This window comes from Candidatus Kuenenia sp., from assembly GCF_027493735.1.
In the GTDB taxonomy this organism is placed as follows: Bacteria; Planctomycetota; Brocadiia; order Brocadiales; family Brocadiaceae; genus Kuenenia; species Kuenenia stuttgartiensis_A.
Window position 1 is genome coordinate 288,417 of the sequence record NZ_JAOSKF010000012.1, and the last position, 18,312, is coordinate 306,728.

Sequence of the window (18,312 nt, forward strand, 5' to 3'; positions counted from 1 at the left end):
GGCTTAAGCATTATTCCCTCCATACAGAACGATCATACTGTGATTGAATCAAATGATATATAGTCAAACAAATAAGGTTTTCGAAAAATTTACACCTCCCAGTCCTCTCTATAAAGAGGGAATTAAGGGGCGTGCTTGTATAGTATGCTTAGTCAAATAAATCTGTTTTTTAGAAAGCCATTTTATTGCCAAATTCCTAAAATCATATTTGTTTGGCTATATTCAATACCACCGAATGACCAGTCAAGAGGATTTAATGGACGGTGAAGAAAAAATAGAACAATTTTTGACCCACCTTGCCGTGAAATCTTGCGTTGCCCCTTCTACCCAAAACCAGGCTATGAACGCACTTGTATTTTTGTATAAGAAGGTTTTAAAAGGTAACTATTCAGCGTGTTTGAGTAAAAGTACAATATATGGCAAAAACCCATTAATTTACGCTTCTTGTCTATATATAGCAATACAACTTCTGGATAATATCTGTGATTTTGGCCTTTTTGTCATATATGGTAGTTAAAGAAATTACGCTGAATAGTTACTTTAAAAGTATCATTAAAAGAAGAGATTAACGCTATACGTGCACAGAAGAAGACGAATATTCCAGTAGTCATGACCCGTGAAGAGGTTCGTCAAATAATAAATTATATTGAAGGCTCTCCTCAGCTTATTGTCAAGTGGTTGCTGTTGGTATTGCCGGTTTTAAGAGGAGATTGCTTGCCTGTATCGGTGTAGCGCTCTGCGTGGTCGTCCCGTCCCCAATTCACCATAAGTATTATATCTCCATGCATGGGCCGTCCCATCAAACTTCAGGGCAATGGTGTAAGACCCTCCGCCTGCGGGTTTCGGCATCATCCATTTGAAGGCTTTTGTCAAACGAAAAAGGCTCTCCTGTCTGATAGGCATTGAATTGAAAATTATTTTACCGGAATTGTGTTTTGAAAAATAACTGCACTGTATCAATTTAAAAGATTGCACCAACCATAAGTTTGCTAAAGGTGTTAACTCAAGAGGCTGGTAGCTTGTACACAATACAGTGCGTCTCTGCACAACGGTGGAATGAGGGACGGGCACTGTCTACTATCTACTCAGGAGCATTCCCGATTTTTTGTAACCGTATGTGTGATTGGGGCAAAACAACGCTGCCAGTGGTTAATACTATTGTACGTTTCATTAAAACATGGCAGAAGTAATAAAAAACCTGGAATGCACATGGATCAACCCCACAAGGGCATGAAAGCTGCAAAGGAGGTGGCAAGCCTGTCCCCCGCTGGCGGGGGATTAAGGGGGTGGAATTGTCTGCGGAGCGCGGGGAAAAGGGGCAAATTTGTTTTCATAATGAAGGGGTAGTTGAATCGATGGAGAAATCCAGTCCACCCCCTGCACCCCCGCCAGCGGGGGACATAATTTGAACAGGAGCATTCCAGATTTTTGGTTAACTAATTGTACTTTGTAACACAAGCATCCTGGCTCGAAAAAAGACTACAAGAAATAGCTCAAGCACAGGTACCGCAACACGATATGGTTATAAAATCATTTTCATCGTTTCTGGGTGTTGCAAATGCAAAATGGGGACGGCCTGTGTTTTTTTCCCCTCGAGGGGGGGGGGGGGGTTTTTTTTTTCCCCCCCCCCCGATAGTTTTATAATAACAAAAAAGCCCCCCCCCCCCCCTTCTTTTCTTTTTTTTTCTTCCTCAAAAAAAGGAACACTCCTTTTTTTTTTTTTGGTTGATAGTTGTTTTTTTTTTTTCTTTCCTTGCCCCGGCGGTAGGGAGAGGGGGGGTTGGTTGTGGTGGTGAAGAAAAAAAAAAAAAAAAAAAAAAAGAAGAAAGGAGAGGGGGTGGGGGGGGGGGGGGGGGGGGGGCCCCGCCGGCCTGCGCCGGGGGCGTGCCTCTCTGTGTTGTGCTTGGTAAAGAGATAGCTCTCCCTCCCTTTCTCTCTTCCTTTATTTTCTTTTTTTTTTTTTTTTTTCGCCTCATCCGGATTCCCCAGATCCTTAACGACAAGCGCCTGGTTACCAAGGCAGGCTGAAAGTTCGCTCTTGTTTCCAAGTTTTCTGCATAGACGCTCTTCTTCTTTATGGAGGGCGAGCGCCTCATGCAAATGACCCTTGCTATACAATATACTTGCCTGGTTGCCCAGAGAGCGTTGCAATCCTTCCATATTGTTAAATTTCCTGCAAATGCGCTCTTCTTCTTTATGCAATTCCATTGCTTTATCAGGGTCGCCTTTTTCCGCAAGAATGATCGCCTGATTACCGAGTGCATAGGATAATCCGTCCTCATTTTCCAGTTCCCTGCATAAACGCTCCTGTTCCGTGTAGAACGACATTGCTTCCTCTGCATTTCCCAGTGAATAATGAATGTTTGCCTGGTTGCCTAGATTGTATGATAGTCCGTGTTTGTTTAGTGTCTTTTTGAATAGTGAGAATTGTTCTTTATATAATTCCAGTGCCTCTGCAAGATTACCGCGTATCGAAAGGATATTTGCCCTGTTCCCGATGTTATAGGATAGCCCGTGTTCGTTGCGCATGTTTTTGCAGAGAGATTCCTCTTCTTTCAGTAAAACGAATGCGCCATCAAGGTCTCCAAGGGTGGTAAGAATAAGCGATTGATTTCCAAGGCAGACGGAGAGTTCCTTGCTATTTCCCAGGGTGCGGCAAAGATGCTCCTGTTCTTTCAGAAAGGTCATCGCCTCTTCCGGATTTCCGGAACCCTTTTTTATGCGGGCTTTGTTGCCTAAACACACGGATAATCCTGACATATCACCTATGCCGCGGCTGATAGATTCCGCTTCCGTAAGCAGTTTTGCGGCAAGGGTGGTTTTGTGCCGGAGAGACAGTATTTCCGCCTGTTTGTTAAGATTATACGACAGCCGATAAGTATCGTTCAATTCACGGCAGAGTTGTTCTTCCTGCCTGAAGAGATGTAGGGAGTTCTCCAAATCATCGTTGGCAAGGGCAATAACTGCCTATCTATTCTTACCTCCTGCACAAAAACAGGGCATATTCCCTTTGATAGATTCCGCTGAATAGTTTTACCCTATTTACCCAATCGGGATTCAATTGCGCGTAAGATGGGTTCTATTTCGTAAGCTAATGACTGAAAACCGAAAGAAGTGGTAATCGTATAGGCTTCTTCGGCAAGAGGCAGCGCTTCATCTGCCCGTCCCATATTTTGCGCAAGCATCTCTGCCTGATTTGCCAATGAAATTGCAAGCCCGCTCTTTATCCCAAGATCTCTGCAAATAGCTTCCTGTTCCTTTAATAGTCCAATCGCCTCATCCGGATTCCCCAGATCCTTCACAACGAGCGCCTGGTTTCCAAGGCAGGCTGAAAGTTCGCTCTTGTTTCCAAGTTTTTTGCACAATCGCTCTTCTTCTTTATGGAGGGCGAGCGCCTCATGCAAATGACCCTTGCTATACAATATACTTGCCTGGTTGCCCAGAGAGCGTTGCAATCCTTCCATATTGTTAAATTTCCTGCAAATGCGCTCTTCTTCTATATGCAATTCCATTGCTTTATCAAGGTCGCCTTTTTCCGCAAGAATGATCGCCTGATTACCGAGCGCATACGATAATCCGTCCTCATTTTCCAGTTCCCTGCACAAACGCTCCTGTTCCGTGTAGAACGACATTGCTTCCTCTGAATTTCCCAGTGAATAATGAATGTTTGCCTGGTTGCCTAGATTGTATGATAGTCCGTGTTTGTTTAGTGTCTTTTTAAATAGTGCGAATTGTTCTTTATATAATTCCAGTGCCTCTGCCAGATTACCGCGTATCGAAAGAATATTTGCCCTGTTCCCGAGGTTATAGGATAGCCCGTGTTCGTTGCGCATGTTTCTGCATAGAGATTCCTCTTCTTTCAGCAAGGCGAATGCGCCATCAAGGTCTCCAAGGGTTGTAAGAATAAGCGACTGATTTCCAAGGCAGACTGAGAGTTCCTTGCTATTTCCCAGGGTGCGGCAAAGATGCTCCTGTTCTTTCAGAAAGGTAATCGCCTCTTCCGGGTTTCCGTAACCCTTTTTTATGCGGGCTTTGTTGCCTAAACACACGGATAATCCTGACATATCACCTATGCCGCGGCTGATGGATTCCGCTTCCGTAAGCAGTTCTGCGGCAAGGGCGGTTTCGTGCCGGAGAGACAATATTTCCGCCTGTTTGTTAAGATTATACGACAGCCGATAAGTATCGTTCAATTCACGGCAGAGTTGTTCTTCCTGCCTGAAGAGATGTAGGGAGTTCTCCAAATCATCGTTGGCAAGGGCAATAACTGCCTGACGTGACAAGGAGCGCATTAATCCGTAATTATTTCCAACGCTCCGGTAAATGTGTTCTTCATCCTTGTGTAATTGCATGGATTCTTCCATGCCGCCCCTTTCGTAAAGGATATCTGCAAGTATTCCGACGGCTACGGGCAGATTTTCGTAGTCCTTGTTTTGTTCATAATAACAGACAAGATGTTCAAACATCTTCAATGCCTCTGTAAGGAGGTTTTTCTCCTTTAAAAAAAAGGAAAGGTTTTTAATGCGGTCAATATAATTCTCCGGGGACTCTAAAATGGTGCAATATGCGTATGGAATGCGCATTTGAGAGTTTTCTTCCAATTGCGACCAATAATACGTTGCCGCATAAGCGCTTGTTTCATACAAGACATTGAAAAAGGATATATCAGAGAGAAGTCCGAATAACTGATTCCATGACCTTGCCTGAGTCAGTTGCCACGGAAATTCTTCAATTGCGCGCTGACTCGAATAGTTTTTCCCGAAATAATCTGCAAGACGTAAATGAAACCGCCTTTTCTCATCTTCTTCTGAGAGATACCTGCTTTTTATCGCATCATGAAAGGCATTGTGTTTATAAAGAATGAGATTTGAATGTTGTATCAGGATATGTTTCATATTTGGTAGCAAGGTTTTTAATGGCGTATTTTGCGGTGACGGTGTTTCCCCACGGAGCAGTTCGTTTATTTCATTTTCCATGAGTCCGTTTCCTGCGCTTAACAACAATGACATGATATTCCGGAAAAATGACGCATCAGCGCCGTTCAGTGTATCATCGAGTTCGTATCGTTCAATAACCCTGAGAATGAGTTCCTCAATATTTTGTGCGGAGAGATACCGGCTTATTTTTTGTCCGGCAATGGAGGGGGCGTCGTCAATACATAATTCCCCCATGAGTATATCAAGGTAGAGCGGGTTGGATGTTTGGACGGCATGGACGATTGTATTTATATGGTTTTCGCTTAATGCTGTTGAATGAGTATTCTGGAGATATGCGTGAATACATTGTTTTCGCTCAACAACTTCAAGAGGTGCTACTTCAAGAACAGGCCAGTTACGTTTTGCAACAACATCAAATACGGTTCCGGGCGATACGGACAAAATAAACCGTATGTTCGCAGGCACTTCAATTGGGAGCCATGATAAGACTTGTGCGGGGTCTCTTTCCTCCAATCGTTCGATACCGTCCAGAATAATAACCGCTTTGCCTTTTGCAGCGGACATGAAAAGGGCATTGACAAATGCGACGTTGAGGTCGTTCTGATTAGTGGGAATATCCGGAGGAAGGTTAAATCCATAGGTTAATTCATGGATAATGCGTAGCTGCATAGATGCTAAACTGCTTGTGCGGGGTGAAATGCCGATGAAATGTATTATGGTTTTGTTGGCAGGATTTAAGGAGATATAGCGTTTTCTCCAATTTGCAAGAAGCGCTGATTTCCCCATCCCCGGTTTGCCGGTTACAATGAGTGGGGGAGTATCCCCGTGTATGTGTTCATCCAGCCGGTCAAAATATCTTTGCCTGCCCACAAACAGTTCCGTTCTGCTTGAGGAAAATGCATTGTGTATCATTGCTTCCTTTTCCAATAGGTTTTCTAACCGGATTTTTAAAGTGGATTGACTTTCCACTCCATTTCCATTCGTTGGAAAACGATCATCCATTGGCAGATTGTCCTTTCAAAATAGCGTGTATAAAAAAGTACCTGGCGATTATTACGTTCATAGTATATGAATTTTTATAAGTATTACCATGCATAAAATAAAGTGGGGGCGAAGCATTTGCTATAAATTGTCATAAATGTGTTAATACCCAAACTGGCAAATGCTTCGCCCCCACTATGATTATTTTTACCGGTTGTTTTTAATACATCCTTTTGCCGTAAGGTTTAATATATGAACTGCCGATAGATGCTACAGGAATAATTTTCTCATTAAATAGGAAACGTTTCCCCCTTTTGTTTTTAAAAAAATGAATGATTTGTGAAATATTAAAAACCAAATAATTGTATAAGTTATTTAATAAAAGTCAGATAGATAAGCACCGTATATACAGTGTTTCACAAAATGGGCGATTATGGTATTACCTTTGCTCTTTGCTATAGACAGATTGAAAAAGCCTTCACAGTTTTCTGGAAAATAGTGTGCTCCAAAAAGCGGACAAGCTTGTATGTTCGTGTCCGGTTTGTAACCTGTTAAAGTTAGGAACGTATTAAATGGAAACAAGTTTAGACATCAACCCGTTTTTGCAAATTGACCCTGTTCATTCAAGCAGCATTAGTAACTTAAATAGTCTTGCCGGTCAAAAGAAAATTACCAATGATGATGCGTCTCTCCGGAAGATAGCGCAGGATTTCGAGGCTGTTTTATTGAATTTTGTGGTAAAAGCAATGTGGAAAACGATACCAAAGGGTGGTTTGTTTGACGGTGGGGGGGGTATGCAAGGTTATACGGAAATAATGCAGAATGCCCTTGCTGAAGATTTAGCGGCAAAAGGCGGCTTTGGAGTTGCGCCTGTTATATACAATCAATTAAAACCTAAAAATGTCGTGACGGAAGCGTTCGGTAAAAATGTGCCATCTTTACCGGAAAAATGGAGTAAAAAAGGAAACAGTGAAGATGTGGGAATAAATAAAGAAATGGCTTCTGTTAATTTTAAAGGGTAAAGACAATGAGAATTAAAGAGAACAACGTTATAGACGCCTTGCTTACGGAACTAACCGGCACGCTGGAAAGATTGTCGGTTGTTTACGGGGAATTAGTAGAAATTGCAAAGACGAAGCACGCCTGTCTTATATCCTGTAATATTGAAGAGCTGGAAACGCTTATCTACGCAGAGAGAAACAAGGCGGAACTGGCGCAACTTCTTGAGGAAAAACGCCAAAGGATAATACGCCGGTATTGCGAAAAACAAGGTTTAAAGGTAAGGGAAATATCCATGAGTAAAATGATGGATAAACGGGAAGAACTTCATGGCAATACCTGGAGAACGCTGGTTGACAGATTAACAAAGTCAATGGTGGAATTACAAAGGCTAAATGAGATGAATACGGCTCTTACCCATCATTCGCTTGAAATTACAGAGGATATTATTGATATATTTTGTCCGCCTGTCTTTAAGCACTCCGTATATAAGAATACAGGGAAAATGAAGGAAAAAGAAGTATCAAGGGTTTTGGTTGACACTAAAATTTAGAGGGAATAGGTTATGGCCTCGTCAGATATACAAATTGGTATGAGCGGAGTTCTTGCGGCACAGCGTGCAATGATGGTTTCCGCACATAACATATCGAATGCAAATACAAAAGGATATACGAAACAAACGGTCAGTCTTGCAACAAGACTACCCTTGCAGACGACTATCGGTTCTATCGGGCAGGGCGTTGACCTGGTGAAAATAATGCGGCAGAAGGATGACTACCTTAATAGCCGGATCAGGTTTGTCACTTCATCGCTTGGCGCCTCCTCTATAAAAAGTCAGCAATTGAGAGAACTTGAAACGGTATTTAACGAATTAAGCGATGCCAGTATAAGCAATTCCTTGACAAGCTTCTTTAAATTTGTGAACGACCTTTCGCAGGACGAGAGTACCAGTTCACGCTCTGTGCTTGTGGAAAAGGCGATTACCATGACCGAATCCATACGTGCAATAGTTGACGAGCTGGGCATGATGAAGGAATTTGTCAAACAATCCGTGGAATCCAAACTTAATGAAGTAAACGGGCTGGCGAAAGATATCGTTGACCTTAATAAGGAAATCCACTCGCTGCAAACAACAGGCGGGGAGCCGAATGACCTGTTGGACAAAAGAGAGACGCTCCTCGGCGAAATCAGCAAGTTTTTGGACGTCACAACAAGGACGCAGAAGAACGGCATGATAGATGTGATGATTGCAGGTGGAGTCCTGGTGAGTGGTTCAAATGCGTTAACCCTTGAATCCCGCGTAGATTCAAGTGGCAAGCTCAATATTACCAGCTATGGAAGTTCGAAACACAAACCTACTGGCGGTGAATTGAGCGGTTTGTTGGAGATGTATAACAACACGTTGCCTGCATACGATGCTAAACTGGATACCTTTGCAACCGCGCTTATAAAGAAATTTAATGCGATTCATAGTGAAGGCGTAGGCACAGACGGCGGGTTTACAACGGTACTTGGGACAAATAAGGTGACGGACGCAACTAAGGCATTGAATACTGCGGGTCTGGGGCTGCCTTTTGCACCATCGAGCGGAGATATATATGTTACGGTAATAAATACGAGTACAGGGGAAGAGGTCAAAAACAAAATTACGGTGGATGTAGCAAATGATTCGCTTACAAAATTAAGCGCTGATATTGATGGGATAACAAATCTTTCCTCTGCTATTTCAGACGGCAAATTGCAGATTACCGCAGACTCCGGGTATAAATTTAATTTTTCTTATGCATTGGACCCGAATCCTCAAACCACTGGAATTACAGGAACAACAACGCCTTCAATTTCGGGTATATACAATGGAAGTACAAATGATGTATATACATTCACAGCTTTAGGGGCAGGCGGCACAATAGGGACTACGTCAGGTCTTCAGGTTGAAGTCAGGGATAGCGGTTCAAATCTTATTGCTACACTTGATGTAGGTGAAGGATATACTCCTGGCAATACCCTTGCGGTTGCAAATGGTGTTTCTGTCTCGTTTTCGGCAGGTGATATTAATACAGGAGATACATTTGATATAGATGTTATAAATGATTCTGATGAAACTGACTTGCTTGCTGCTTTGGGAATTAATACTTTTTTTAGCGGTAAAGATGCTTCGGATATTAATATTGAAAAAAGGATACGGGAGGATGTAACACTAATTGCAACATCTATAGGTGAATCAGGGGATAATACAAATGCCTTGCGTTTATCCGCATGCTATTTCAGACGGCAAATTGCAGATTACCGCAGACTCCGGGTATAAATTTAATTTTTCTTATGCATTGGACCCGAATCCTCAAACCACTGGAATTACAGGAACAACAACGCCTTCAATTTCAGGGGTATATACAATGGAAGTACAAATGATGTATATACATTCACAGCTTTGGGGGCAGGCGGCACAATTGGAACTACGTCAGGTCTTCAGGTTGAAGTCAGGGATAGCGGTTCAAATCTTATTGCTACACTTGATGTAGGTGAAGGTTACACTCCTGGCAATACACTTGCGGTTGCAAATGGTGTTTCTGTTTCGTTTTCGGCTGGTGATATTAATACAGGAGATACATTTGATATAGATGTTATAAATGATTCTGATGAAACTGACTTGCTGGCTGCTTTGGGAATTAATACTTTTTTAGCGGTAAAGATGCTTCGGATATTGATGTTGAAAAAAGGATACGGGAGGATGTAACACTAATTGCAACATCTATAGGTGAATCAGGGGATAATACAAATGCCTTGCGTTTATCCGCATTACAAAATGATAACAGTATTGTTGGAAATACTACCTTATCTGATTATTTACATCAAATTGCCGCGGCATTAGGAGAAGAGGCGAATAGTGCATATAAGTCTGAGGAGAAGTATACGGCATTGGAGGGGAGTCTTCAGAACAGAAGAGAAGAGGTTTCCGGGGTAAATATTGATGAAGAACTGGTTACCCTGATACGATTTCAACAGGCGTATCAGGCGTCGGCAAAATATATATCAACCGTTGACAGATTAATAAATACCTTATTAAATTCATTGTAACGGCGGGTTGAGTGGTCTTTCGTACTAAAGTGAAATGCGGGACACCGGTAGAATAATTTTAATGAGTTGTGGAGGATGACGCCATGTCTTTTAGAGTTACGCAGGCGAGTTTAAGTAATACGACGCTTTCTAACATCCAGCTAAATTACAAGAAAATGCAGGAGATACAGGAAAAGCTTTCCAGCGGTAAGCAGATAAACCGCGCATCAGATGATCCTGTAAGCACGAGAAAATTACTTGGATTTAAATCCGGGGAAAATGAATTACAGCAATATTTAGACGCTATTAAACATGCGAGAGATAAAATAAACTTCATCTTCGATGCATTGGAAAACATACAGGACATTATGGTGAAGATTCAGACCAAAACGGTGCAGGCGGCGGATGGTACGCTTGGGGATAGTGAAAGGGGAATTATTGCAAGCGAGATTGATGAGTTAATGGAGACAATTATTCAATTCTCAAACATAACGGATAGCAACGGACGGTATCTTTTCTCGGGAACAAAAACCTTAACTGCCCCCTTCAGAGCGACAAGAGATTCAGGCGGTGAGATAACAGGCGTAAAGTATGATGGCAATAATGAAACAATACAATATCAGATAGGGAGCAATACATTTATACAAGTGAACCAGCCTGGCGGAAAGCTGTTTATGGAAAACGGCATATTTGCAAATCTTATAAATTTACGCGACGAATTGAAAAAAAGCGATTTTGATACAGACGCTTTTTTATCACAGAAGAAAAATTTTGAAACGGCAAATAATAACGTACTGACAGAGATTACAAAGTTTGGCGCAAAAGTCGATAGATTGGCAATAACGGAAAATAGAGTCGAAAACTCGAAAATAGCGCTGAAAGAATTAATCTCTTATACCGAAGATGCTGATTTAGCATCCTTAATCACAGAATTAAAAAATCAGGAAAATGTGCTGCAAGCAGCACTGCAGACCGGCGCCAGGATTATTCAGCCGTCATTGCTAGATTTTATTGGCGGATAGATTGTCTAAATTATCAACATCATGGGTAAATAATTTCAACGTTATTGCCCGTACTCTCTCCAAAGTAAAAAATCTCATCCCTTGTTGCTACAGAGCCTATCGTTATTTTAAAGTTTTATAACTCCTATTCTCACAATTACATAAGCGGCTTTGTGTGGTTATTGATTTTACTTGTTTACAAATGGTATTGTGTTTGCTTAATTAACCGCCACGTAGCATATAAATCTCTTTAACCTTATTTTTTATAGGAGGTAAAAACAAAAATGGAGCAGAAGAAAATGGAGACATTAAAAACGGAAAAGTTGGGTGAGTTAGGTTATAACAAAGAAGATATTATCAGGTTTGAAGACGGCATTGTAGGGTACGAAGAGCTTAAACAGTTCATTCTTGTTAATTTTCCTGACTGCCGGCCTTTTGAATGGTTGGTTTCGGTTGATAACCCCCTTGTTGCGTTACCCGTCATAAACCCGGTTCCTCTTTTCACCGACTATGACCCATTGAAAAAGATTGATGATGTCTCAGCGTTGGAGATGGGCAACAAGGAAAAGGTTGAAATATTTTGTATAGTAAACATTGGAGATGATGCTTCCAATGTAACCATAAACCTGAAAGGGCCTATACTTGTAAATATGATAAACAACAAGGGGAAGCAATTCGTATTAACAGATGATTATTACGCATTACATTATCCGCTTGTGCAAAAAAATGCTTAATTGAATATACCCCTGCGTTGTTCGGGTGCACAACCATAATAAATGTTATTATGAGATGCAGACGCATTGCTTTACTATGATGCGCCTCTGCCCGGACGCTTACAGGCAGTTTAATACGAATAGTATTCTATTATTTGCAGCCAGTTTCTTTCTTTGTTCTTCAAAAAGGTCTTGGGGAAAGAGATATACGTTTACTGCACGGTACGTTATTTTTATACACTTTCAATAGAGGAGAAGCGATGCTTATACTAACAAGGAAGTTGGGAGAAAGCATAACCATAGGTGATGAGATAAAAATTACCGTTTTAGAATTTCAGGGAAGACAGGTGAAATTGGGAATTATCGCTCCAAAGGACATTGAGATTCACAGGGAAGAAGTTTATGAAAAGATCCAATCCCAGAATAGAGAGTCTTCAAAAGTATCCAAAAATGAGTTGGTAAAAGTTGCGCAAAAATGGAGGCATATTGGAGAGGATTTTCGTTTTCAAGAAAAATTTATAGCAAAAAGGGAGGCAGTTGAAGACGCAGATTAATTGTGCACTGTGGTACAGTTTGAGGTAATTATTTTGCGTATTTTACAGGAATATCTCTTAATTTAAAGGAAACTAACCATGTTTATTGTTGAAGAAAGCAGCGCTCTAAATGGCAATACAGATTTTGAAATAAATGTTTCGCGCGCGAAGGACCTGATAGAAAAAGATGATTGGGGTATGGCGTTTAAATATCTAAAAGCAGCAGTGGATGCAGACCCCAATTACGCAGAGGGTTTTAATCTTCTCGGTATTTATTACACAAGAAACCATAACTATTCCGAAGCAATTGAAAATTTCAGGCAAGCATTACACATTGATTTTGATTTAATAGACGTTCATTATAACCTTGCTTTTCTGTATATGGACCGGGAAGAATACAGTATGGCTCTTTCGCATTTTAAGGAGGTTGTAGTGGCGAATCCGGAAGATGCGGATACGTATAATCTTATGGGAATATGTTGCGCTAAAAACGGTAATGAAGAGGACGCTAAAGCGTTTTTTGCCGAATCATTGAGATTGCAGCCGGATAGTACTTCTGCCGCGGTGAATATCTCAAAACTGCTGATAAAAAGCAATGAAATTTCAAAAGCGAAGGGGATTTTGCTCTATTTTATGAAAAAAGAGATTGCCAATTACGAGGTGCATTACTTGCTTGGCATTGTATACAAGGGAGAAGAAGATTATCCTCGGGCAATGCACCATCTCAGGGAAGCGGTGCTGGAAGACACGAATAACGCAGAGGCCTATAATCTGCTTGGCGAGTGTTGCTTAAAAACGGATTTTGATAAACAGGCCGAATCATTTTTTGTAATGGCAATCCGGTTGGATACAGCATATTTAGACGCATATTATAACCTTGGAAGACTTTATTATAAACAACAGAAATATGATGATGCGGTTCACATTTTAGAAGAGTATGTGAGAACAAAGGAAGCGACAGATTTTGTTGATTCTCTTTGGTCGGAGAACAAAGTCGGGGATGAAGCTGTGCCGCTGTATAATTTACTGGGGAATTGTTACAAAGTGACGAATAATCCTGCAAAGGCGCGGAAAATGTGGGAAAAGTCATTATCCATACAGCCTGATCAACAGGATATAAAAGAAAACGTTTCCGGTCTCTCGCAAACTGCTCAAATGCACAAGCGCATTAGTCTGGTTATTGATTAATTATCCCTTCTTAGTACCGTAAAAGTTATTTCTTCGCACGTTTTTCCAAAATTTTTAATGGTGCGATCAGAGGTACTCAATACTCAATCTCCAGTCTGTAATCTTGTACGACTGCCTACTGGTGATTATCGATTTTAAACTGGTTTACTTTTAGGGCGCTATAATTACTTTCACGGATTCCTTTGCGTCGGCTACCAGTTTAAATCCCTTTGCAGCGTCATTTAGCGGTAGTTTATGAGTTATCAGATCATTTACGGCAATTCTACCTGTCCGTATTAATTCAATTGCAACCGCCATATCAGCAGGAGGGCCAGCATAGGACATAACAATAGAATTACAATTACGCCAAAGATTCCATAGGTCAATAGGGATTTTTACCCCGGGTTCCGTTGGTGCAAAAAAGAGGATAGTCCCTCCCCTTTCTATGGAATGAAAGGCCTGTTCTGTTGCGGATATTGCTCCTGTACACACAATCGCCAAATCTGCCAATCTTCCATTATTATCTTTGCGGATAATGGAAGGCACATCTTCTTTTGCGTTAATTGCGATATCTGCCCCTATTTTTTTTGCAAATTTCAGGCGATATTCGTTTATGTCCGTTGCAAATATTTTGCCTGCGCCAAGCGCTCTCGCCAATTGAATATGTAATAATCCCGATATGCCGCTGCCGATAACGAGCAGACTTTGTCCGGGTTTAAAATTGGACAGTCGTTGTCCGCGAATTGAACATGCCAAAGGTTCTACAAAGGTTCCCTCATCATAAGACATCTCCTGGGGAAGAATAAAAGTTCCGCGATCAACATTGATTTGTGGAACACGCAGAAATTCTGCAAAACCACCGGGATAAAAATTGGTAGTGCGTAAAGTATCGCACACGGAATGATGTCCATTCAGGCAATAATGGCAGGTGTTGCATGGAACATGGTGTGCAACGGTAACTCTGTCGCCAACTTTAAATTGTTTAACGGCATCGCCAATGGCGACTATTTCTCCTGCAATTTCGTGACCCAAAACCAAAGGCGCCTTTTTAATGCGGTACCATTCCATTACATCGCTGCCACATATACCGCTTGCGAATATTTTTACCAATAACTCGCCCGGCCCTATTTGTGGAGTTGGCATTTCTTCTATTCTGACGTCATTGTTGTTGTAATACATTGCTACTCGCATATAATGCCCCTTTTCTTATGGTCGTTATAACGCAGGATGTACATTGTGAAATGGTGGGTTTGCGCGCTACCGTGCGCAGTATCCAGTCGGCAATCTGCCGATTGCCGACTGGATAATAAAAAATACCAGACTCCTAAAATGTCTTATTATTATTTGGTTTTGTTAAATATTGCGTCAGCTTCATCCACGCTGGCATTTTCATGAACGATGGCCCGTAAAGCCTTGATCATGGGAACAGGGCGTTCATTTTGCCAGATGTTTCTGCCCAGATTTATACCTATTGAGCCTTTTTGCATACCATCATGAACGAATTCAAAAACCTCACGGTCAGAACCTACCTTTGGGCCTCCTGCCATGACGACCGGGACGGGACAACCACTCGTGACTTTATCAAAATTTTCGCACCAGTAAGTTTTTACAACCTTTGCACCCAATTCGGCGCATATGCGGCAACACAGCGCAAGATAACGCGCATCCCGTTTTTCCAGCTCTTTTCCAACCGCAGTCACTGCCATTACCGGCATGCCGTATCTTTCCGCTTCATTAACAACTTTTGCCAAATTTAATAACGTTTGCTTCTCATAATCGCTGCCAATAAATACAGAAAGACCGACGCCTGAAACATTAAGGCGGAGAGCCTCTTCCATTGATGTGGTGATTTCCTCGTTGGCAAGATCTTTGCCCACCATGCTGGTGCCACCAGAGATCCTTAAAATAATGGGCTTGCTTTGCTGAGGGTCTATACAGGCACGCAATACACCTCTGGTACAGAAAAGGGCGTCGCTATATTCTAGAATTGGTTTAATGGTTTCTCCTGGCTTCTCTAACTTTGTTGTGGGTCCCTGAAAATAACCATGGTCGATTGGCAAGTACATACAGCGCCCATTTGGTTTAATCAGTTGAGACAAACGATTCTTCATTCCCCAGCCCATGATAGTTAATTCCTCCTTTTAAAAAAAACGGGATCCTGACGGCTTCCCTTAACAACGGTAATAACGAAATTATAAGACATATTTTGATGTCATCTACAATAGAGAATAGCGGTGTTTGCTGCATAATGCAGGGGCGGAGCATTTGCTATAAATTGTTATAAATGCGTTCATGCCCAAGGGGGCAAATGCTTCGCCCCTACTCTGGTGAAAGGTTCAAAAGAGATATGCTGTTCTATATTCCGGCAGTGGTTGCATAAAGAATAATACAAGTGTATATTAGATCCCCTCGCCATTATGGTAATTTTTCATAAATGTTGTCATGATTATTGATTCTGTGTTAGATTCCCGGCTATTGTCATTGCTTACAATATTTAAACTTTCCTCCAATTTTTTGATACGCGTTAGAAGTTTATTGTTTTCTTTAATTAGCGCTCTAAAGGCCTCTGCAATCGGATCGGGCAGTTGTCCATGGTCTAACATTACCTCGTGATCCTTGTTTTTGCTTCTTTCGATAATTCTTCCGGGTACACCTACCACCGTAGCATTAGCGGGGACGTCTTTTACTACTACCGAACCGGAACCTATGCGTACATTATCTCCTATGGAAATATTGCCTAAAACACAAGCATTTGAGCCTACAATGACCTTTTTTCCTAACGTTGGATGTCTCTTTGTCTTTTCAAAAGATGTCCCTCCAAGCACTACTCCCTTGTAAATAAGACAACCATCGCCGACCGTTGCCGTTTCTCCGATAACGACTCCCATGCCGTGGTCTATAAAAACTCCTCGTCCGATTTGTGCGGCCGGATGGATTTCTATCCCTGTTAAAAAACGATTAATGTGGGAAAGAAAACGGGCGGTGAAATACCATTGTTTCTTCCAGAAAAATGAAGATATCCTGAATAGCCATAAAGCATGTAATCCGGGATAACAGAAAACTATTTCAAATTTGCTTTTTGCAGCGGGGTCATTTTGGAAAACGGCATCAATGTCCTCTCTTAATCGGCCAAACATTAAAGTTCCTTAAACAATACGGTGGATAGATATCTTTCGCCGGTGTCAGGGAATACTACCACCAATAGCTTTCCTTTGTTTTCAGGCCTTGCTGCGACCTGCAGTGCGGCATACGCTGCGGCGCCTGAAGAAATACCCACTAAAATTCCTTCATCACGTGCAAGTTGGCGCGATAAGGCAAACGCCTGTTCGTTTTCCACCTTAACAATTTCATCGATTATTTTTGTATTAAGAATTTCAGGTACAAAGCCTGCACCAAGTCCCTGTATTTTGTGAGGTCCCGGTTTTCCACCGGAAAGTACAGCAGAACCTGAGGGTTCCACGGCGATTACTTTTAATGAAGGTTTTCTTTTTTTAATGACCTCGCCAACCCCGGTAATGGTGCCCCCTGTGCCAACACCACCTACAAAAATATCGATTTGTCCATCGGTATCATTCCAAATTTCTTCTGCAGTCGTTTTGCGGTGTATTTCCGGATTTGCATCATTTTTAAATTGTTGCGGCATGAATGAATTGGGAATATTTTGAAGCATTTCTTCTGCTTTATTAATCGCCCCCTTCATACCTTCCGATCCTGGTGTTAATACAATTTCGGCCCCAAAAGCCTTCAAAAGCTCCCGGCGTTCCAGGCTCATCGTATCTGGCATTGTTAAAATTAATTTATAATCTCTGGCGGCAGCTACAAAAGCCAAGGCAATTCCTGTATTGCCAGAGGTAGGTTCTATCAGAACTGTGTCTTTTTTTATCAATCCTGCCTTTTCGCCGGCCTCAATCATGGCGATTCCAATGCGGTCTTTTACACTCGCCATGGGGTTGAAAGACTCCATCTTAGCAGTGATAATGCAGTCCAGCCCTTTTGATATTTTATTCAATCTGACTAATGGCGTGTTGCCAATTGTAGCAGTGATGTCATCGTATATCTTTGTCATAGTCGTCCCCTCAGCTAATTATCAGGAAGAAGGTATAAATGAGACAAAATATACTATGTTGTTCATTATTTCTCAAGATATTTTTAAAAGCCTTATTTTTTCTTGACAAAAAAGACTTTGAGTATAACATTTACTCCCTCGCCGTATCTTATTTAAATACATACAGTTCTCAAAATTTTTATTTTTATGAAAATCCTGGAACATATTCTTTTTTAAGGATGTTTTTATGAATTACAAAAGTCTGGACACGTTAATAAATCAAGTAGGCGGTCCGTTACGGTTGACAACTCTAATTATTAGCAGGGCAAGGCAGCTAACAAAAAAGGCGGAGCCCTATATTGAAACGGAAATCGATGACCCGGTTGAAATTGCTTTTGCGGAATTAATGCAAAATAAAATAATGTTAAATGACGAAGAGAAAAAATAGGGGAATGATGTTTTTTGTCTTATAGGGTAATTAACCCAACAGTGTAAAAATTTTTTTAAATTGGTGAGTTGTGTTTATCTGAAATGGTTTTAGAGCAGATAACGAAAGTTTTTTTGATTTAATGCAATGTGCTGCCCACCTAAAATGATTTAACATATCCACGGCCTCGCATCCAGGCTGACCCAAAATATACGGCAAAATTGCCAAAAACCTTTTTTTGTAATCCAATCAGGCAATGTAGCAATGGCCGGGTTGTCCTAATTAAAACCACTGTATGAGCAGTTGGTAACTATTTGTAAACAACAAAATCTACTATTGCGAAACTTGCTTTGTTGTTGCGGCAATGATAATGATGATGTAGACATTTAAACGAAACATTACTGGCCATGAATGTATGTAACTTTTCGGGACGTTTTCTGCTGTTTGATATAAAT

17 protein-coding genes are annotated in these 18,312 nt (G+C 41.3%); 11 read left to right on the plus strand and 6 right to left on the minus strand.

Annotation, left to right across the window (positions count from 1 at the left end):
* Positions 1 to 256 precede the first annotated feature (256 nt).
* Positions 257 to 517: a phage integrase N-terminal SAM-like domain-containing protein gene (locus M5U24_RS07900; RefSeq protein WP_298202075.1), complete on the plus strand. Its 261-nt coding sequence runs from the start codon at positions 257 to 259 to the stop codon at positions 515 to 517.
* A 1,121-nt stretch (positions 518 to 1,638) separates the two neighbouring features.
* Here the strand turns inward: M5U24_RS07900 and M5U24_RS07905 are convergent.
* Together M5U24_RS07905 and M5U24_RS07910 are read right to left on the minus strand one after the other, a co-directional pair.
* Entirely contained in the window at positions 1,639 to 2,940 is a 1,302-nt protein-coding gene (locus tag M5U24_RS07905; protein WP_298202077.1) for a tetratricopeptide repeat protein, read from the minus strand.
* A 98-nt stretch (positions 2,941 to 3,038) separates the two neighbouring features.
* Positions 3,039 to 5,939, minus strand: coding sequence for a tetratricopeptide repeat protein (locus tag M5U24_RS07910; RefSeq protein WP_298202079.1), 2,901 nt, complete (start codon positions 5,937 to 5,939; stop codon positions 3,039 to 3,041).
* Between the two features lie 551 nt (positions 5,940 to 6,490).
* Here M5U24_RS07910 and M5U24_RS07915 point away from each other — a divergent pair.
* From M5U24_RS07915 to M5U24_RS07955, 9 genes are all read left to right on the plus strand, one after another.
* Positions 6,491 to 6,940 carry a rod-binding protein gene (locus tag M5U24_RS07915; protein WP_298202081.1) on the plus strand — a complete coding sequence of 150 codons (450 nt, stop codon included), beginning with the start codon at positions 6,491 to 6,493 and terminating at the stop codon, positions 6,938 to 6,940.
* A gap of 5 nt (positions 6,941 to 6,945) precedes the next feature.
* Positions 6,946 to 7,470, plus strand: a complete 525-nt coding sequence (locus M5U24_RS07920; protein WP_298202083.1) for a flagellar protein FlgN — start codon at positions 6,946 to 6,948, stop codon at positions 7,468 to 7,470.
* Between the two features lie 12 nt (positions 7,471 to 7,482).
* A complete protein-coding gene (gene flgK / locus M5U24_RS07925; protein ID WP_298202085.1) occupies positions 7,483 to 9,222 on the plus strand; it encodes a flagellar hook-associated protein FlgK in 1,740 nt (579 codons plus the stop codon).
* Between the two features lie 123 nt (positions 9,223 to 9,345).
* A complete protein-coding gene (locus M5U24_RS07930) occupies positions 9,346 to 9,651 on the plus strand; it encodes a hypothetical protein (protein WP_298202087.1) in 306 nt (101 codons plus the stop codon).
* 47 nt (positions 9,652 to 9,698) lie between these two features.
* A complete protein-coding gene (locus M5U24_RS07935; RefSeq protein WP_298202089.1) occupies positions 9,699 to 9,992 on the plus strand; it encodes a flagellar basal body rod C-terminal domain-containing protein in 294 nt (97 codons plus the stop codon).
* 83 nt (positions 9,993 to 10,075) lie between these two features.
* Positions 10,076 to 10,993, plus strand: coding sequence for a flagellar hook-associated protein FlgL (gene flgL, locus M5U24_RS07940; RefSeq protein WP_099324023.1), 918 nt, complete (start codon positions 10,076 to 10,078; stop codon positions 10,991 to 10,993).
* Between the two features lie 263 nt (positions 10,994 to 11,256).
* A complete protein-coding gene (gene fliW, locus M5U24_RS07945; RefSeq protein ID WP_099324022.1) occupies positions 11,257 to 11,706 on the plus strand; it encodes a flagellar assembly protein FliW in 450 nt (149 codons plus the stop codon).
* Between the two features lie 239 nt (positions 11,707 to 11,945).
* Positions 11,946 to 12,239 (plus strand): carbon storage regulator CsrA, encoded by a 294-nt coding sequence (gene csrA / locus M5U24_RS07950; protein WP_099324021.1) that lies wholly within the window; start codon positions 11,946 to 11,948, stop codon positions 12,237 to 12,239.
* A gap of 78 nt (positions 12,240 to 12,317) precedes the next feature.
* Positions 12,318 to 13,406: a tetratricopeptide repeat protein gene (locus M5U24_RS07955; RefSeq protein WP_099324020.1), complete on the plus strand. Its 1,089-nt coding sequence runs from the start codon at positions 12,318 to 12,320 to the stop codon at positions 13,404 to 13,406.
* Positions 13,407 to 13,556: 150 nt separating this feature from the next.
* Here the strand turns inward: M5U24_RS07955 and M5U24_RS07960 are convergent, their stop codons facing one another.
* The 4 genes from M5U24_RS07960 to cysK form a co-directional block, all read right to left on the minus strand.
* On the minus strand, positions 13,557 to 14,576 hold the full coding sequence (locus M5U24_RS07960; RefSeq protein ID WP_099324019.1) for a zinc-dependent dehydrogenase: 1,020 nt from the start codon (positions 14,574 to 14,576) through the stop codon (positions 13,557 to 13,559).
* Between the two features lie 149 nt (positions 14,577 to 14,725).
* Complete coding sequence (gene lsrF / locus M5U24_RS07965) at positions 14,726 to 15,508, minus strand: 3-hydroxy-5-phosphonooxypentane-2,4-dione thiolase (RefSeq protein ID WP_099324018.1); 783 nt, start codon at positions 15,506 to 15,508, stop codon at positions 14,726 to 14,728.
* Between the two features lie 276 nt (positions 15,509 to 15,784).
* On the minus strand, positions 15,785 to 16,522 hold the full coding sequence (cysE, locus tag M5U24_RS07970; RefSeq protein WP_099324017.1) for a serine O-acetyltransferase: 738 nt from the start codon (positions 16,520 to 16,522) through the stop codon (positions 15,785 to 15,787).
* Positions 16,522 to 17,451, minus strand: coding sequence for a cysteine synthase A (cysK, locus tag M5U24_RS07975; protein WP_099324016.1), 930 nt, complete (start codon positions 17,449 to 17,451; stop codon positions 16,522 to 16,524). The genes cysE and cysK overlap by 1 nt, the downstream gene beginning before the upstream one ends.
* Before the next feature lie 226 nt (positions 17,452 to 17,677).
* Between cysK and M5U24_RS07980 the strand changes: the two genes are divergently transcribed.
* The gene (locus M5U24_RS07980; protein WP_099324014.1) at positions 17,678 to 17,878 is read left to right on the plus strand and encodes a DNA-directed RNA polymerase subunit omega; all 201 of its coding nucleotides are present in this window, start codon (positions 17,678 to 17,680) and stop codon (positions 17,876 to 17,878) included.
* Positions 17,879 to 18,312: the final 434 nt, after the last annotated feature.

Coding starts and splice junctions, on each gene's coding strand:
- cysE (WP_099324017.1), bottom strand. CDS start 16,522: ATGTTTGGCCGATTAAGAGAGGACATTGATGCCGTTTTCCAAAATGAC.
- M5U24_RS07980 (WP_099324014.1), top strand. CDS start 17,678: ATGAATTACAAAAGTCTGGACACGTTAATAAATCAAGTAGGCGGTCCG.
- cysK (WP_099324016.1), bottom strand. CDS start 17,451: ATGACAAAGATATACGATGACATCACTGCTACAATTGGCAACACGCCA.
- flgL (WP_099324023.1), top strand. CDS start 10,076: ATGTCTTTTAGAGTTACGCAGGCGAGTTTAAGTAATACGACGCTTTCT.
- M5U24_RS07920 (WP_298202083.1), top strand. CDS start 6,946: ATGAGAATTAAAGAGAACAACGTTATAGACGCCTTGCTTACGGAACTA.
- M5U24_RS07915 (WP_298202081.1), top strand. CDS start 6,491: ATGGAAACAAGTTTAGACATCAACCCGTTTTTGCAAATTGACCCTGTT.
- M5U24_RS07960 (WP_099324019.1), bottom strand. CDS start 14,576: ATGCGAGTAGCAATGTATTACAACAACAATGACGTCAGAATAGAAGAA.
- fliW (WP_099324022.1), top strand. CDS start 11,257: ATGGAGCAGAAGAAAATGGAGACATTAAAAACGGAAAAGTTGGGTGAG.
- M5U24_RS07910 (WP_298202079.1), bottom strand. CDS start 5,939: ATGGATGATCGTTTTCCAACGAATGGAAATGGAGTGGAAAGTCAATCC.
- csrA (WP_099324021.1), top strand. CDS start 11,946: ATGCTTATACTAACAAGGAAGTTGGGAGAAAGCATAACCATAGGTGAT.
- M5U24_RS07900 (WP_298202075.1), top strand. CDS start 257: ATGGACGGTGAAGAAAAAATAGAACAATTTTTGACCCACCTTGCCGTG.
- flgK (WP_298202085.1), top strand. CDS start 7,483: ATGGCCTCGTCAGATATACAAATTGGTATGAGCGGAGTTCTTGCGGCA.
- lsrF (WP_099324018.1), bottom strand. CDS start 15,508: ATGGGCTGGGGAATGAAGAATCGTTTGTCTCAACTGATTAAACCAAAT.
- M5U24_RS07955 (WP_099324020.1), top strand. CDS start 12,318: ATGTTTATTGTTGAAGAAAGCAGCGCTCTAAATGGCAATACAGATTTT.